Annotated in this window: 15 protein-coding genes and 1 pseudogene; 5 read left to right on the top strand and 11 right to left on the bottom strand. The window is 38.4% G+C overall.

Annotation, left to right across the window (positions count from 1 at the left end):
- Nucleotides 1–380 precede the first annotated feature (380 nt).
- The 3 genes from tatC to SB775_RS12610 form a co-directional block, all read right to left on the bottom strand.
- Nucleotides 381–1,082 carry a twin-arginine translocase subunit TatC gene (gene tatC / locus SB775_RS12620; protein ID WP_410861835.1) on the bottom strand — a complete coding sequence of 234 codons (702 nt, stop codon included), beginning with the start codon at nucleotides 1,080–1,082 and terminating at the stop codon, nucleotides 381–383.
- A 161-nt stretch (nucleotides 1,083–1,243) separates the two neighbouring features.
- Nucleotides 1,244–1,456: a twin-arginine translocase TatA/TatE family subunit gene (locus SB775_RS12615; RefSeq protein WP_061462820.1), complete on the bottom strand. Its 213-nt coding sequence runs from the start codon at nucleotides 1,454–1,456 to the stop codon at nucleotides 1,244–1,246.
- A gap of 58 nt (nucleotides 1,457–1,514) precedes the next feature.
- Complete coding sequence (locus SB775_RS12610; RefSeq protein ID WP_410861800.1) at nucleotides 1,515–3,257, bottom strand: alkaline phosphatase D family protein; 1,743 nt, start codon at nucleotides 3,255–3,257, stop codon at nucleotides 1,515–1,517.
- Between the two features lie 541 nt (nucleotides 3,258–3,798).
- Between SB775_RS12610 and SB775_RS12605 the strand changes: the two genes are divergently transcribed.
- Both SB775_RS12605 and SB775_RS12600 read left to right on the top strand, forming a co-directional pair.
- A complete protein-coding gene (locus SB775_RS12605) occupies nucleotides 3,799–3,966 on the top strand; it encodes an aspartyl-phosphate phosphatase Spo0E family protein (protein ID WP_089363293.1) in 168 nt (55 codons plus the stop codon).
- A gap of 189 nt (nucleotides 3,967–4,155) precedes the next feature.
- Entirely contained in the window at nucleotides 4,156–4,530 is a 375-nt protein-coding gene (locus SB775_RS12600; RefSeq protein WP_410861799.1) for a DnaA N-terminal domain-containing protein, read from the top strand.
- A 178-nt stretch (nucleotides 4,531–4,708) separates the two neighbouring features.
- On the opposite strand, the gene SB775_RS12595 is transcribed toward SB775_RS12600, so the two are convergent.
- Both SB775_RS12595 and SB775_RS12590 read right to left on the bottom strand, forming a co-directional pair.
- Nucleotides 4,709–5,065, bottom strand: a complete 357-nt coding sequence (locus SB775_RS12595; RefSeq protein WP_410861798.1) for a hypothetical protein — start codon at nucleotides 5,063–5,065, stop codon at nucleotides 4,709–4,711.
- A 1,081-nt stretch (nucleotides 5,066–6,146) separates the two neighbouring features.
- Nucleotides 6,147–7,067 carry a patatin-like phospholipase family protein gene (locus SB775_RS12590; protein WP_089363290.1) on the bottom strand — a complete coding sequence of 307 codons (921 nt, stop codon included), beginning with the start codon at nucleotides 7,065–7,067 and terminating at the stop codon, nucleotides 6,147–6,149.
- Between the two features lie 1,324 nt (nucleotides 7,068–8,391).
- On the opposite strand from SB775_RS12590, the gene SB775_RS12585 reads away from it, so the two are divergent.
- Nucleotides 8,392–8,676 (top strand): DUF3784 domain-containing protein, encoded by a 285-nt coding sequence (locus tag SB775_RS12585; protein ID WP_089363289.1) that lies wholly within the window; start codon nucleotides 8,392–8,394, stop codon nucleotides 8,674–8,676.
- A gap of 200 nt (nucleotides 8,677–8,876) precedes the next feature.
- A complete protein-coding gene (locus SB775_RS12580) occupies nucleotides 8,877–9,380 on the top strand; it encodes a DinB family protein (protein WP_089363288.1) in 504 nt (167 codons plus the stop codon).
- A gap of 218 nt (nucleotides 9,381–9,598) precedes the next feature.
- On the opposite strand, the gene SB775_RS12575 is transcribed toward SB775_RS12580, so the two are convergent.
- From SB775_RS12575 to SB775_RS12565, 3 genes are all read right to left on the bottom strand, one after another.
- Nucleotides 9,599–12,013, bottom strand: coding sequence for a heavy metal translocating P-type ATPase (locus tag SB775_RS12575; protein WP_410861797.1), 2,415 nt, complete (start codon nucleotides 12,011–12,013; stop codon nucleotides 9,599–9,601).
- Between the two features lie 76 nt (nucleotides 12,014–12,089).
- Nucleotides 12,090–12,296 carry a copper chaperone CopZ gene (gene copZ / locus SB775_RS12570; protein ID WP_061462811.1) on the bottom strand — a complete coding sequence of 69 codons (207 nt, stop codon included), beginning with the start codon at nucleotides 12,294–12,296 and terminating at the stop codon, nucleotides 12,090–12,092.
- A gap of 17 nt (nucleotides 12,297–12,313) precedes the next feature.
- Nucleotides 12,314–12,649 carry a metal-sensitive transcriptional regulator gene (locus SB775_RS12565; protein WP_089363317.1) on the bottom strand — a complete coding sequence of 112 codons (336 nt, stop codon included), beginning with the start codon at nucleotides 12,647–12,649 and terminating at the stop codon, nucleotides 12,314–12,316.
- Nucleotides 12,650–13,303: 654 nt separating this feature from the next.
- Here SB775_RS12565 and SB775_RS12560 point away from each other — a divergent pair.
- Nucleotides 13,304–13,471: pseudogene (locus SB775_RS12560) on the top strand (transposase); the annotation flags it as partial.
- Nucleotides 13,472–13,660: 189 nt separating this feature from the next.
- Here SB775_RS12560 and SB775_RS12555 read toward each other — a convergent pair.
- The 3 genes from SB775_RS12555 to SB775_RS12545 form a co-directional block, all read right to left on the bottom strand.
- Complete coding sequence (locus SB775_RS12555; protein WP_089363285.1) at nucleotides 13,661–13,969, bottom strand: hypothetical protein; 309 nt, start codon at nucleotides 13,967–13,969, stop codon at nucleotides 13,661–13,663.
- 207 nt (nucleotides 13,970–14,176) lie between these two features.
- On the bottom strand, nucleotides 14,177–15,427 hold the full coding sequence (locus tag SB775_RS12550) for an ABC transporter permease (protein ID WP_410861796.1): 1,251 nt from the start codon (nucleotides 15,425–15,427) through the stop codon (nucleotides 14,177–14,179).
- Nucleotides 15,420–16,319: an ABC transporter ATP-binding protein gene (locus SB775_RS12545; protein WP_061462806.1), complete on the bottom strand. Its 900-nt coding sequence runs from the start codon at nucleotides 16,317–16,319 to the stop codon at nucleotides 15,420–15,422. Before SB775_RS12545 ends, SB775_RS12550 begins: the two co-directional genes overlap by 8 nt.
- Nucleotides 16,320–16,566: the final 247 nt, after the last annotated feature.

Below are 16,566 nucleotides of genomic sequence, written 5' to 3'. Positions count from 1 at the left end.
TTTGATTTACCTAAATGAATATGATTCCAAAAAATGATTTGAATTTTCAATTCCCGTACTTTTTACAGGTTATATTACAAGTTATAGGCTATGTATATACCGGTTTTACCTGAAAGATCAAACACTTTCATGAAGGACTTTACATAGTGAAGCGCAGTATTAACCTTCACTCATTCTAATGATTGCCTCCATTGACTTAGTTTAGATTCCCACGGATGCCATATCCTGGAGATGTGGGGACCTGATAAAAAATGGATTAGAAAGTGATCCAGCAAATATTATTCCGCAATAAAAAAGTTAAGGGAATTATGTCCCTCAACTTTTTAGTGTTCCATTGACTATTTCCCAAGAAATGTTTTTTTCAATAGCAGCTAACCATTTCATGTTACAGGTAATGATGACTCATCTTTCATAAGCCTTTTTCGATAAACCATATTGGACAGCTGCACACTCACTTCATAAAGCACAAGCAAAGGGACGATAACTAAAATGTCCGAAATCATATCAGGAGGCGTAATCAGGATAGAGATGATGACCAGGACGAAATAAGAAATCTTACGAGACTTTTTCAACACTGTTGGATTGATGATTCCCAATCTGGTCAGGAACATGACCACAAGCGGCATTTCGAATAAAATCCCGAATGGTAGGATCAAATTAATCATGAACCGAAAATATTTTTCAGCTGTGAACATCATCTCGAATTGCCCGGCTGATAGCGAAGTGAGGAAACCAAGCACTATTGGAAACAACACAAAATATCCAAATGAGATACCTGTGATGAATAAGATGAACAGCCCAGGAATGAACCGAAATGTAACTCTTCTCTCTTCCGGTTTCAATGCAGGAGCCACAAAGCGCCATAACTGATAGGCAGCTAGCGGAATCGTTGCAGCTATTGCGCAAACTGCAGCAATTATCATATAGACCCACAGGATGTCACTTGGACCAAGCACGGCAAGCTTCCCATCTAAATCCTTAATAAGCAGTTCATAAATATCCTGTACGAATATGAAACTCACTATAAAAAAAACGAGAAAACCTATCAGTGTTTTAATGATTCTGCTTCGGAGTTCCTCCATATGCTCAATAACGTGTATATCCTTGCTCTCCACTTTCACTCCTCCTTTTTGACAATTTACAAGCCATATATAAGTATTAGAATTGCTAAATCCAATATCCCTCGAACTCTTCTCATGAAAAGAAGCAGGCGAGTCTTTCCGCCCGCTCTATCCCATTAAATTCATCCCTCTTTTTTAACGGCTTTTAACGCAGCTTTATTCTCGTTTTCATCCTCTTTATCTGAATCATTCACCAATCCTTTGGTTGCACTTTTGAATTCGGATAAAGTTCGACCAAATGCACGGCCGATTTCCGGCAGCTTGGACGGTCCAAAAATAATCAGTGCAATCACGAGGACGATGACCAGGCCAGGTATCCCTATATTAGAAAGCATTCTCATTCACTCCAATCAAGTATAATTATTTTCCCATTCACATTTCCTTGTCTTTCTATCAATTAGTGACTTTCCTCTGCCTGTTCATTCTTTGTTTTTCATGTGCGCGATTATGGGCCCGTGTCCGATCTTCCTCGACTTCTTTCGTTTTTTGGATACCTTCCGTAACCGTTGCTGACGCAACCTTTCTTAGTCCAGTTTGATCCTTATCAAACACAAAGGATGCTCTTGTTGATATATCCGCTCCTGGATCTGTCACGAAAGGAACTACACGGTAATCCGCCTTCCATTGTTCTGGTGTTACTTTGCATCGGACATACCCACGGTAATCATTAAAGAACTTGATATGTGGATTCTGGCTTAGTATTTTATCCGTATCCGCACGCTTATCTGCTCCGTTTCCACCGGATGTAATGGATGTGCCGACAAACTCCACACCGAAAGTCCTTGAATTTGGATCATTGAAATCCGTCTTTAAATTGGCTGCCCAGCTTGCATGTACATCACCGGTCAACACGACCAAATTTTCTATATTATTACTTTTAATTACATCAATCAAACGATCACGAGCAGCCGGGTAACCATCCCAAGAATCCATGCTGAATTTGGGAGCGGTAGGTGTTCCATAATTCCGTTGTGCAAAGAAAATCTGCTGTGGGAGCACATTCCACTTCGTTTTTGATTTCAAAAGATTATCAGTTAGCCACTGTTCCTGCTCTTGACCTAGTAATGTACGATTTGGATCAAGTGACTCAGGCGTTTGCGGTGAACTGACATCGCCGTTTGCCTGATCATCCCTGTATTGGCGTGAATCCAATACGAAGAAAGAGGCCAGGTCGCCATAAGTGAAATTTCGGTATAACCGCATATCCGCTCCCTTTGGCAAGGAAGATTTACGAAGGGGCATATGCTCATAATAAGCCTGATAAGCGGCTGCCCTTCTCTTGATGAATGCTTCAACCGATTGTCCTTTTTCCGGAATGACATTTGCATAATTGTTTTCAACTTCATGATCATCCCAAGTCACGACCCATGGGAAAGCAGCGTGTGCCGCTTTTAAATGAGTATCAGAGCGGTATTGTGCGTATCTATTTCGATAATCCTCAAGAGTAATGATTTCCGGACTGTTATGTACACGGACATTACCTGTAGAAGCAACATATTCATTTGGCCCGTACTCATATATGTAATCGCCAAGGTGAAAGACAAGATCCAAATCTTCTTTTGCCAAATGTTTATATGCCGTATAATAACCATGCTCAAATTGCTGGCATGAAACAAAAGCGAATGACAGGCTTGAAACACTTGAACCGATTGGCGGAAGTGTTTTCGTTTTCCCAGTCTGACTTACTTCCCCTCCACTTTTAAAACGGTAAAAATAGACCATATCCGGTTTTAACCCGCTTACTTCCACATGAACGGAATGGCCAAGTTCCGGCCTGGCTATTTCCTTGCCTTGTTGTACAATCTGTCTGAAATTTTCATCCTTTGCCACTTCCCATTTAACGGATATGGCTTCTTGTGGCATACCTCCTCCATTTAACGGATCAGGTGCCAGCCTTGTCCATAAAACAACACTATCCGAGAGCGGATCACCGGAAGCTACACCAAGATTAAATGGAAAATCACTGAATTTCGGGGCAGCATTCACTTCAATCCCGCCCATTGATTGAGCAAGGGCAAGACCTAATGAAAGTCCGGCAAGTTTACTTGCTCCCTGGATAAAGTTTCGGCGGTCCATATTCTTACCTAATTCGCTCCAATTCTTAATTAAATCATCCATTGCTCTTTCATTATTCATTGATCTTTCCCTCCTATTATTTGAATCTGTTTCAAGTATAGTATGGCCCTTTTAAAGGTGTATGAATAAGTGTAAATCAACAAATTTCCAATTAGGGATTTCCGTGCAGGACTTATGGGTCTCTAAAATCAATAAAACAGATCTGATTCACTCATACATTTACATAGACCTACAAACTTTTACCTACAACACCATTCTTTCAACCTATTTTTCTTAATGAATCATTTATTTAATCGTTACAAATAACTGCTATGGGCTATTTTTACAATAAACCTTTAAAACTATAAAAGCCTAAAGAAGCCAGCGAAATAATGGAATAAAAGAAAGATCGCCATCACGTGGTTGGATCCCACCGCAGTAAGGAAACCTTGATTCAAAGGAAGGTTTAGAAATCATCATAGTTTTCTAAAATCGGACTAAAAATGCTTCAGTAATAATCTTATAAGTCAATATTCACCTTTGGTTTAAAAACATCCTAATTTATGTAATAATAGTTTCATGACAAAAAAAGAAAGCACTTGAGGATTCTGCATTGGAGAGTATGGAAGCATTATTTGAAAAAATTGAGATATTGAGGAAAGAACTAATAAACACCGGATTGATTTATGGATTTACTGCCCCAAAAACATTACATAAAAGCCAGGAACTAGATGAACTGTTGAATTTACTTACAAATGAAAAAGAACCAAATGATTTAGAATATGTCTAAAAAGATCCATGAACTAATACTTCATGGATTTTTCTTGGACTTTTACCTATTGCTTCCTAGTATAGTTTTCTACCTTATTTCGTGTAGAATTCGCCATGGGACTAGAACATAAAAAAGTTATAATAGAAAGATAACCAGACATCAAGGGGACGTACAATGGATAGTAATGATTAATCTAAAGATTTTTTAATGCAGGAGTTACTAAAGCTAAAACTTTCACTAAGACATGAATTAAATCGTGTCACTCAAATAATAGATCATTTAAACCCGGATCAAGAGGCTGTACCTCCTTTAAAAGATGTGTCAATACATAATGAATTGTTGGACGATAAGGATATATTCTCCCTTGTTAAATTACAAATGCAGAAAAAGATCTCTAAACCGAGCTATGAGACTTGGATGAAAGATGTGTACTTTTCTTCTATTGAAAGTGACCAAATGACATTAGTTGCACCTAATGTATTCGCTCGAGATTGGCTTGAGGAAAGGTACGCAGAATTAATTAAATTCTTGCTGAAGAGTATCAATGGAAAAGATTATACGATTCAATTTATTATGAAATAAGGGAACTCTTAATCAACCAAACGAAGAAGCTATAAAGGCTCCTTCGTTCGTTATAAGAAAATAATAAAGTACATGTTATGTGCCTAAAGCTTTAGTCTGAGATAATATGAAGTAAATAGGCAGCCAACTGGCTGTTTTTTCGTCCGGAATTTCCCCAATTTCATAAGTTTAGCGTTTTCTAAGCATTCATTTTCCTATATCTTACGGTCATATCAACGATTGTCAATAATAAAACAAACCATAACATAGGATTATTCAAAGAGATTCCTACAGGAGATTTTCCGCCCATTACCGTTAATAAGCCTATTAGCACTAACATATAAAAAATAAATACTGCTTCTCCAATTAATGCATTTTCACAATCTTTTTCAGTCTTTCGATTAATGACAATATAGACAACCGCTAATGAGATCATTCCAATTGTCAGTGCAGTTTTAGGAATGTCTTTGAGAACGAGATGAGGGAAATAATCAAAAATCATAAGAAAAGAAAATAATAAAAAGATACCTATTCTCAATAATATTTTCAAATTCATCTTATTCCCCATTTCCTCGATTTATTATTTCCCAAACCAGTAATTGCATTGGAAATATTGAACTGATTAGGTGATGTGTAATTACTTTTGCCATAATGAACCACTGTCGCATGATAATTTCTTTTCTTTTCTGCAGTGCTATATGAACTTGATACCCAAGAACCCACGTAAGTTGGACTAATTTTGGACCAGCTATTTAACTTTACAAAAAGCCAATTAGCGAATACACTATCTGTCAGTTTAAATTAGATTTTTGGCTTCATTTATACCGGTATTTTTGTAGGTTCTATAAATAGGAGCTATTTCAGTTATTGTTGATCCACCTGATATAGGTCCATATGCAGTTATACCCCCTGAGTTAAGTGTATTAATACTCATAACTTCATTATATAGATTTTCAATCTCAGAATGAAAAGGCAAATATATTTTTCATAATATTCTATTCCCCTTCTAGTAGATTTTTTCTTAACATTTTTCCTACATTTAAGAAATAAATTCTCTCATAGAAGATGCTGTTTATGGAGTGATCTAAGTAGAGGCTGAAGGCTGAGGCGGGAACAATTCCGATTTCTATATCTGTTTATAAAATCCTCTCCTTTCCATGTTTAGGTATTATCTACCACTTTACATTAACATTAGTATGAAAATATAACTAGATTTATTTTATTTTTATAAATATATATAAAAAAAAGGGTCTGAAGAATCATTATCCAAATTATCGTTACCTCTTTTAGAAGCTGTGGAATTTTATGACTTCATTCAAGACTTGGAATATGTCTCAGTCAAGAATTTTTTCGAAAGAAGTAGTTTTTTATGTTCGGTCAATTCTTTGATTGGTTCACATAGACGTCGTAAAAGATACTATTTATTATGTCATCTAATAATTTTTAAAAGTCTCATTTCCTCATACATTTAAATGCTTTTATAATATTTGTTAAGCAATATCAAAATAATATATTATCTTAATTTTTTATGATTGTAATTCCACTTATTGCTTTTGAATTAAATGATTGGTTCGTTCATTCAATAAGAAAAAGAGCCGTTGTAACAGCTCCTTGTCCCCTCTTTCCCCCTGTTTCTCCTACTCTTTTTTGACTCTTTGCAAGCGTTTGACCTTATATTGTTCAAAATCCCACTTCGACAAAAATTCTTTTGCAGAAGTATAGCCTGATTTATAGAGAAAGTCGATTTCATCCTCATTCAGTTCAAAATCCGTAGCGTTGATGCCGCCAGTAGGAATTTGAATCGTGCGTTCAATCGTTTCTTTGTTCATATAACGTAAATCATGGGCTTGAAGCATCGTTTTAAATATATTTTTGAAAAGGTGGATTGGCGTTGGTATAACTGCATCTATGTTAACTTCATCTTTAACAAAATGGAATCCGAACGTTGGAAAGCGAGGATTGTCTGTATCAAAAATCCATATTGGGAAGTTACTAAGTAAACCACCATCTAAAATGTAGGATTTTTTCCGGTCTTTTGATTTCCAAATAACCGGACGGAAGAAAAATGGTAAGGAGGCACTCATCATTACGGCAGTTGAAACTTTTAAATCAGCAGGAGTCATCCCATAGCGATCCAAATCATCTGGCAAAATAAGCATCTGGCCATTCGAAACATCAGAAGCAATTATCTTCAACTTTCCATCTGGAAGATCCGCGAATGTCTTAATCCCTTTTTCTGAAAGAAGAGAATCCACCCATGTTTCCAAATAATCGTTTTTGTAAATCCCCAGATGAACCATAAGTTCCAAAAAGAATCCACAAATGGGAATTCGATTCAGAATTGTCCTGCCCCGAAGCTTTGAGTAATTGATTTCACTATACCGTTCTTTAATTTCATGGCTTTTATAGCCACTAGCCAAAAGAGCAGCTATTACTGCTCCTGCTGATGTCCCAGCAAGTCTTTCCCATTCTACTTTTTCCTCTTCCATTGCTTGAATCGCTCCAATAAAAGCAATTCCCCTGACCCCCCCACCTTCAAAAACGGCATCTGCTTTCATTTTTTCCCACCTCTCGATAAGAGTTATTATTATTAACGATAATTTCTAATAGAAAGAATTTTTCACACGCTTGAATCCTGAAAATCAGCCCAAGCCAGTTTTAGGATAAACTACCCCGCTTGCCATCCATGATTGGAATCAATGACGGTTCTATTTTCTCTAACAAATTAATTCGGAAACAGTATCAAGACACTCATGAGTTTAAAAGATTTTGTTTTTCAATCTGTAACACAACTTCTGTATAGTCACGTTCTTTGAACTTCCAGATTTTCAAGTCGTTCGCATGGTTAATGATACTTCTAATCTCTGTTTATGCAGTTCATCCCTGATTGACAAATTGGTTGCCTATCACCTTTATTATTTCATCATGTCTGTGACATCTCCCACTTGAGAAACCCTTAATCATTTACTCTGTCTCTACTGCAAAAATATCAATAGTGGATAGCCCCCCTTAACAATGGCCAACACAATATTGATGGATCAGCCGTAATGGCAATAGTAGGATAGCATCTTTTATCATGGTATGTATATAATGAGGCATTTGCATGGGACAAATTATCAGATACCTTCTAAAAAATTTAATTGAATCAAAATAATGTTTATATTATTGAACAAACGCCTCAAAATCTTCCTTTTTTAGGGTAAGTCATTTATTTAAACTAACAGAATAACCACCAGTCGCGAGTGAGAGAAAACTTCTTCTTTTTTCAAACTTTGTGGAAACTCTTTTTTAATTAATTGAGAACTTGAACTATTTGTATGCATTTATGAATTTTGATAATCACTATTTGGATATGTTTTCTATAAAATGTCAACGTGGTCAAAAGCCTAGGTTTGTCTTAATATAGTTCATCTAAATTAAGCTGGGCATGGAGTTCCCTCCATATCCAATTTTCGGGACATATAGTAGCAAAAGGAACAGTTGTCTACATGGGCATTTTTTTCCCCGGGATGGTCAGCCATCGCATACTGACTTGATTAGCTTAGAAAAAAGTTTTAGCGTTAAACGCTTAACCCACAAAGTGCCCAGGATTCATCTTCTTTTGATTCTGACTTTTTTTCTATCATAAAAAATAGGAAAGACTGATGCCTTGGCCTACACTTCTAATAATAGTATATTTTGAAAAAATAAAGCTATAACAATGGCTATCTAACTAGAGAAAACACCTACCGCTTTTTAGTGCGTTTTTTTTCTAATTTCCCCCGCTCAAGACAAGAATTACGTCATTCTGATGGAGATTGATTTTTTTTTGAATAAAAGGAAACTTTTGTAATTATAGATCGTAATAAATTAATAGGAATAAATCTTATTGGAGGTATTGAGATGGACTATGGTTTATTGATCATTGGTATAGCTTTTTTATTAATTTCCTATTTAGTGGGAATCAAAAAGCAAACATGGCTGTTAGCTGGATTTAATGAAAAAATGATTAAAAATAAATCCTTATTGGGGATAGTGACAGGCAGCGGCTTTTTTCTTCCATTAGGCTTATTAATGATTATAAACAGCATGATCGACTATCATTATGAAGGTAAAATTCTTACCCTAGCCATATTTGTCTTTTTAACAATTATATACGTGTTTATCAATAGAAAGTTACTGGATTAATCATTGAGCATATTTAGAATAAAACCGAAGGATTAGAAATGGGAACTATGAGGAATGTTTGGCATAGGAACACTCAGCATTCCTTTTACTTTTTCAGGAAAATTCCCCTCTTTAATATCAAGATTTTTAGCAGGATTTGATAAAGGTATTCTTTAATTATTGTCGAAATGGGTTAAGTAACAATAGAAGGAGTGAGAAAAATGGAAAAGAACCGTGCCACGAAAATGTATGATTACCATGTTTGGGCTAATCAGCAAGTTTTCCATAACTTAAAACAATTACCTGACGGAGTCTATGTCGACACGATAAAAAGTGTCTTTCCATCCATTAAGGACGTCCTGGTTCACCTTTACGCAACAGATATCACATGGTTGGAGATAATGAAAGGAAGCACCATTCAAGATACTTTTAAGAAAGTTGAACGGCGGCGGGAAGAAGTGGTTGGAGTTTCAATAAATGAACTAGAATCGTGCTATGATGCACTTGCAAAGGATTATTATGATTTTCTTGCTACGCAGCCTGATCTGGAACGGACCATTGTAACCGAACACCCCAAAATGGGGGCTTGTGAGTTTGTACTTGCCGACCTCATCCATCATGTAGTGAACCATGGAACCTATCATCGGGGTAATGTGTCAGCGATGCTCCATCAACACGGCGAGCGTGGCGTACCTACAGATTTTGTATTTTACTGTTTAAAATAAGCTTGGCATGGCAACCTCGATAATAAAGGAACATCAGGCAGGAGTCGCTGTAAATAACTAAAGTTCATTTTCCAGATGAATGCCGATTGTCCCCTTGCCTAGGATTTATCGGCTTTTTATATGTAATGGCAAATCCAACTCTCAAATCATATTAGTCATTAAGATAGAAAAAGGCATTGATAATTACCAATGCCTTCTTTTTATGGTTATATGATTTTTTATAGCTTTACCCGTTGAAGGCGCAGTGCATTTAAAACGACTGATACAGAACTGAAAGCCATGGCAGCACCCGCTAACCACGGGGCAAGCAGTCCGATTGCGGCAATTGGTATTCCGATTACGTTATAAGCAAATGCCCAGAATAGGTTTTGTTTGATATTTCGCATCGTTTTCCTGCTCATGAGGATTGCATCTGCGATACTGTTCAAATCACCTCGGATCAAAGTGATATCGGCAGCTTCCATGGCTACGTCCGTCCCGGTTCCGATAGCCATTCCTATATCAGCAAGTGCAAGTGCTGGTGCATCATTTATCCCATCCCCGACCATTGCCACTTTTTTACCGGCGGCCTGCAGTTTTTCAACTTCCTCTGCTTTCCCTTCAGGAAGTACTTCTGCAATCACTTGGTCAATGCCCACTTGATTGCCGATGGCATTTGCTGTCCTTTGATTATCCCCTGTTATCATGATGACCTGGATATTCATTGCTTTTAACCTTTTTATAGCCGTTACCGAGGTATCTTTTATCGTATCCGCAACAGCAATGAGGCCTGCATATTCACCTTCAATGCTAGCGAGCATCGCGGTTTTCCCTTGCACTTCAAGTTCTTCCATCGCTGTTAGCGCATTTGTTATATCCACGTTATTTTGCTTCATCAATTTTCGCGTCCCGACGAATAGCTCTTTTTGATCCACTACAGCTCTCACCCCATAACCAGGTATCGCTTCGAATTCCCCAACCTCTGCAAGTGATACCTGTCTTGCTTGAATTCCTTGAACGATGGATTGGGCAAGAGGGTGTTCGGATTGTTTTTCAACTGCACCAATAAGAGATAAAAACTGATCTTCTTCCATTCCATTCTCGATGATGACATCGGTTAACACAGGGGTACCATTCGTTACCGTTCCCGTTTTATCCAAAATGACCGTATCAATATGGTGAGTGGTTTCCAAATGCTCCCCGCCTTTAAATAAAATACCGAATTCTGCAGCCCGCCCTGATCCTGCCATGATGGATGTGGGGGTGGCCAGACCTAAAGCACAGGGACAAGCTATGACTAGCACTGCAATCATCGCTTCAAAAGCAGGTAGGAATTCTCCAGGGCTGACCCCTATAATCCAAACAAGAAAAGTTAAAAGGGCGATTCCGACAACGATAGGAACGAAGACACCGGAAATTTGGTCAGCAAGCCTTTGAATCGGAGCTTTGGACCCTTGAGCATCTTCGACGACTTTAATGATTTGAGAAAGAGCTGTATCCTTTCCGATCTTCGTCGCATTCATTTGGAGAAAACCATTCTTATTCAATGTTGAACCTATCACAGTATCCCCGATTGTTTTATCTACCGGAATGCTCTCACCCGTTAACATGGATTCATCGACTGCCGAGTTCCCTTCAACCACTACTCCATCGACAGGGATCTTTTCACCCGGCTTCACCAAAACCGTATCCCCTACAATGACCTCTTCAAGTGGTATGTCACGCTCTTCACCATTCCTTAACACCAATGCCGTTTTGGCCTGAAGCCCCATCAATTTTTTGATGGCCTCGGAAGAACGTCCTTTTGCTTTTGCTTCAAAAAGCTTCCCTAAAAGAATGAGGGTGATAAGAATCGAACTTGTTTCGAAATAAAGTTGTGCCGTATTGTGATGGAATCCAATCGAAATGATCGCCTGATAGACACTGTAAAAATAGGCAGCGGATGTTCCCATTGCGACCAATACATCCATATTGGCGCTTTTATTTTTCAAGGCTTTATAAGCACCAACATAAAACTGCTTTCCAATGATGAATTGCACGGGGGTGGCAAATGCCATTTGCACCCAAGGATTCATGAGGAAATCAGGCATATAGATAAACGAAGTAAAACTAAAATGGCTAACCATTGCCCATAACAATGGAAAAGATAAAATGACGGAAAAGGTGAATTTATTCTTTTGTTTTTGAATTTCTTTCTGACGGAAATCCACTGAATCCATATTATCTTCCTTGATGATCGCCCCATACCCCAACTTCTCCACTCGTTGAATGATATCAACTGGGGACGCTTCCGAAGGATCATATTCGACGGTCGCATTTTCAAGCGCCAGATTCACATTAGCCAGGCTCACTCCATCCAACTTATTTAACCCTTTTTCAATTCGGGTAGCACAGGCTGCACAGGTCATGCCAGTAATCATAAATTCCTTTTTCTCTTTCACTACACCATAGCCAAGATCTTGAATTTTCTTTTCAAAGTCCTTGTTGCTTAATTTTTCTGAATCATACTTTATGACTGATTTCTCAAGAGCCAAATTAACGGTGGCTTCTTCCACGCCTTCCATTCTGTTTAACCCTTTTTCAATCCTGGTTGCACAGGCAGCGCAAGTCATGCCTGATATCTGCATACTTGTTTCTTTTATATGGCTGCTCACATCATCACGCCTTCCCATACCGCTATGGGGTATATTTTTTTGTAAAAAAGAAGTGCCTTAGAAGCACTTTTTTCGTCTACTCGACATCGTAGCCTTGATCATCGATTGTTTCTTTTATTTTTTCAAGTGATACTCTTTCTTTATCAAAAGCTACATCTACTTTGCCTGCTTCCAAATGCACTTTTACGCTTTCAACACCTGCAAGTTTTCCTACATTACCTTCAACAGCATTCACACAATGACCACAAGACATTCCACTGACATTCAATGTTACATTTTCCATTTAAAACCACTTCTCCTTTACTTCTTCATTAATTTTTGTATCGTTACAAGCACTTCATCTATAACCGCCGTATCCCCATCATTCAGCCGTTCAACCACACAATTCCTAAGATGGCCTTCCAATAAAATCTTGGCCACACTATTCATCGCACTTTGAGTAGCAGCTATTTGGGTAATCACATCGTCACAGTACGTATCTTTTTCAATAAGACCCTTTATACCGCGAATTTGACCTTCGATGCGATTTAACCGGGTCGTTAAATTCTTTTTTACTGAATCCGAGTGATGACTCTTTCGGCCGTGGGAAGAGGTCGTACAGCATTCATCTTCGTTCATCGAATCATGCCCATTCATTATTTCATCCATTTTCCATCCCTCCTAGAAATTAATATACCATACCCTCCTACCCTATGTAAAGAATGAGATTTACGTTCTTTATTTATTTACTATTCGTTTTTTACCATTTTCTATTCTTTAGTTAGGAAACTCATATTTTGGGAGTTACCAGCCAAGGTCCTCTTTGCCTAAGAAATGCGAGTAGTGAGGATGTTTTATTAATACATTAGCCCAAACTAAACGCTGAAGGTTGTAAAAATTCGAACGTTGATTGGAACGTTGGGCACTCGCTTTCCGCGGGCGGTCGGGGGTTCTCCCCTAGACGCCATTTTCTAAGCAGGAGTCTCGACACTCGCTCCAATCAACTTTGTTTTAACAATTAGATAGAACCGCTTTTGCCTAAAGTCTTTTTTGTTTTAGGCTCTTTTCGTAAAGATTGTTGTTTTTAAAACGAAACTATTTAAGGTTGATTGGAGCGGAAGTGCGAGACTCCTGCGGGAGCAGCGGGACAGGTGAGACCCCACAGGCGTTTACACCGAGGAGGCTCACCGCCCGCCCCGCGGAAAGCGAGCATCTGGAGGGGAAATCAACCACAACTCACAACCTGGTAAATAGCAACAAAGTATGTGAAAACAGCCTTGTTTTAAAATAGGAGTATAAAAACTTGAGGTGATGACGAAGCTTTCGAAACATCATTCTTTTCAGCGAGATCAACTTGAAATGATTACTTTGGATCAACTGGTGCCAGCGAACCATTTTGTTCGAAAAATGGAGGCCGCCACTGACTTCTCATTCATATATGACTTGGTGAAAGATATGTATTCAGAGATAGGGCGCCCAAGAATGGCTTAATATAGTGGGCTCGTAGAGGCCCCATCTCTTAATCTTGAGAAAAATTAAAAAGGGGATTTCAAAAGGGGTCCGGAATTAAAACATTCCGAACCCCTTTTGTCTACAAACTGCGCTAGAGGCTACTCATGTATCCTCAGCGTTTTTATTTTCATTTAATTTATGATTCCAATGTGATGATTACTGTTCTTTTGAAATATTATTATCATTATTCCTTTTCTTTTTCACTAAAAGAATGATGCCAATGATAAAAGCTATTACGCTATATATCCAGGTGAACATAAAAGCAAGGCCCAATCCGATATTCGCGTCCAAGTAATCGCTGGTCGCATGATCAATGGCTAGATATAGAAGCGGCGCACCTCCAATGATGAACAGGATAACCAAGAGAGCATTCTTTTTCCCATTCCTGGCCGATAAAAACATGATGATGAAGGATAGCAAGAGAAACGCTTCTGAAGCTATCGTCAAAGTTACAAAATTGCTCAAGATAATTCACTCCTGATCATGGTTCCATAAATGGAATTCATTTTACGTGTGTTCCCTTATATCTATGTTCCTTTTTGCACCTTTTTCATAAATCCCCAATTTTTTTTATTAACTGTGTAAACTGCTATAGAAACTACTGCGGCACACACGCGTAATGACGGCGAACCTGGAAACCTCCAACAGGAAATGAAGGATCCAGGTTTCATGTTAATTTTTCTTTGATAATTGCAGGGCATTTTTAATGCTTTTCAGTGATTTTGAGCTTCCGTACATCAAGACTCCACCACGATAGATTTTTGATCCGATTATACCAAGTAAAACAATGGTTAGGATCAACACTGAAATGCTGATGGCGATTTCCCAGAATGGAACATCAAGCATGCCTACGCGCAGGAACATGATCATAGGCGTGAAGAATGGAATGAATGATGTAATCGTAATATAATTGGCTGACGGATTCCCTAGTCCAAACATCGCAATCATGAAGGCAATGACAACTAACATGGTCATCGGTGAAATCATTTGCTGGACATCTTCAATTTTGCTGACAACGGACCCCAGACATGCAGCAAGAGTCGCATAAAGAAGATAACCAAGCAAAGCGAAGATGATTGCATAAATGATCGTTGAGATATTGATGTTGCCGAATCCAAAAAACGAGAAGAATCCTTCATCCATACCTGTCAAGTTTTGTTTAATCGAGAAATAACCCACGCCAAAAAATAAAAGCATTTGAGTAAGACTAAGCAAAGCTACCCCCATTATTTTTGCGAACATCTGCGTGACTGGCGGGACACTTGAAATCAGGATTTCCATGACCCGTGAAGTCTTTTCAGTAGCTACTTCCATTGCAATCATCGTTGCATACATCAACACACCGAAGTAAATGACGAATAAGAGCACATACACAAGACCGCGAGCTTGATTGAGGTCTTCTTCTGTTTTTGCATTTTTCTGAAGCGCAATCGTTTCATATGCTGGCGGCGTATTCAATTGTGCGATTTGCTGCTCTGTCAATTTCAATTCCTTCGCTGTTATTTGGCCCTTCAATTGGGTAAGCGCTAGAAGCAAATCATTACTTACCATTGAATCTGAAATTTGATTCGCTTTATACGTTCCCTTGAAGCCGAGGGTCTCATCCTTTTTGATCAACAGATACCCAACGATTTCTTCTTTGCTGACCATTTCCTCCGCTGCTTTTTCATCCTGGGCGGATATTACCGAAATGCCCTCGTTCACACCTGCTACCGCATTTTTATAAGAATCAAATATGCCATCTTCAGTCTGATCGATGACAGCAACCTTTTCCTGATCATCACTATCGAATGAATCTATAAGTTTCGAAATATTCGTAAGGACAAGAATCAAGGCCATCATAATGATTGTAGAAATGATAAAGGATTTCGTTTTTAATTTTGATAGATATGTATGGGAAAGGACAATCCAAAATTTATTCATAGACGGCACCTACTTTTTCAATGAAAATATCCGTAAGCGAAGGTTCTTCCAATTCAAATTTTCGAACGAAACCTCTTGGAACGAGATCACGAATCATGTTCTCAGCTACATCTTCACCAGTGACTTGAAGGATTTTCCCCTCCATCGTGTTCTTAATTTTTGTTACACCTGAATAAGTATCCAGGAAAGATAAATCAAAATCGGCTTTTATTGAAACATTCTTTTTACCAAAAGAACGCTTAATTTCTTTTAATTTTCCAGCCACAACCGGGGAACCTTTATGCATGATGCAAAGATGCTCACACATCTCCTCAACATGCTCCATGCGATGGCTCGAGAAAACGATCGTCGTGCCGCTGTCCCTTAAGTCGATGACCGCTTTCTTCAGTATTTCCACATTAACCGGATCCAGCCCGCTGAATGGTTCGTCAAGGATAAGTAATTCAGGTTTATGAATCATGGAGGCGATCAGCTGGATTTTTTGCTGATTCCCCTTTGAAAGCTCTTCTACCCGCTTATCGATGTACTCGGGCACCATAAAGCGGTCTAGCCAATACTCCAACTCTTTCAAAGCATCTCGTTTGTTCATCCCTCTTAATCTAGCCAAATACACAATTTGATCGCGTACCTTCAGTTTAGGATATAGCCCGCGTTCCTCTGGAAGATAGCCAATCAATGAGCTGGTCGTATAATCGATTTTCTTACCATCCCAGATCACTTCGCCTTCAGTGGGGTCAAGCAGGCCGAGTATCATCCGGAACGTTGTCGTTTTCCCCGCCCCGTTCCCACCTAAAAAACCGAACATTTCTTTCTCGGGGATCGTTAAATCAAGCTGATTGACAGCTGTGAAATCCCCGAATTTTTTCGTAACTTCTTTGATTTGTAAAGCCAATGTACAACCTCCTAATATATGATTCTATTCCATGTTAACGGAAAGGTTTTCCAATTTCAACTGCCGAGGTGATCTAAAGAACTCTTCTCCCCACCATTATATGCAAAGTTCTAGAAACAAATTTTCACTATCTAGAGCCACTTGAAAAGAATTACAAACGCTTTTAGCGTTTTCAGACTGTAGACAAACTCGATGAAAATCGAGTTTGTCTATTTTTTATGAGTTGTACAATTTGGCCGTTGATTGG

Source organism: Peribacillus sp. SIMBA_075 (assembly GCF_046534585.1).
Note: the sequence above shows the minus strand (reverse complement) of the source record. Positions and strands in the feature narration are given on the sequence as shown.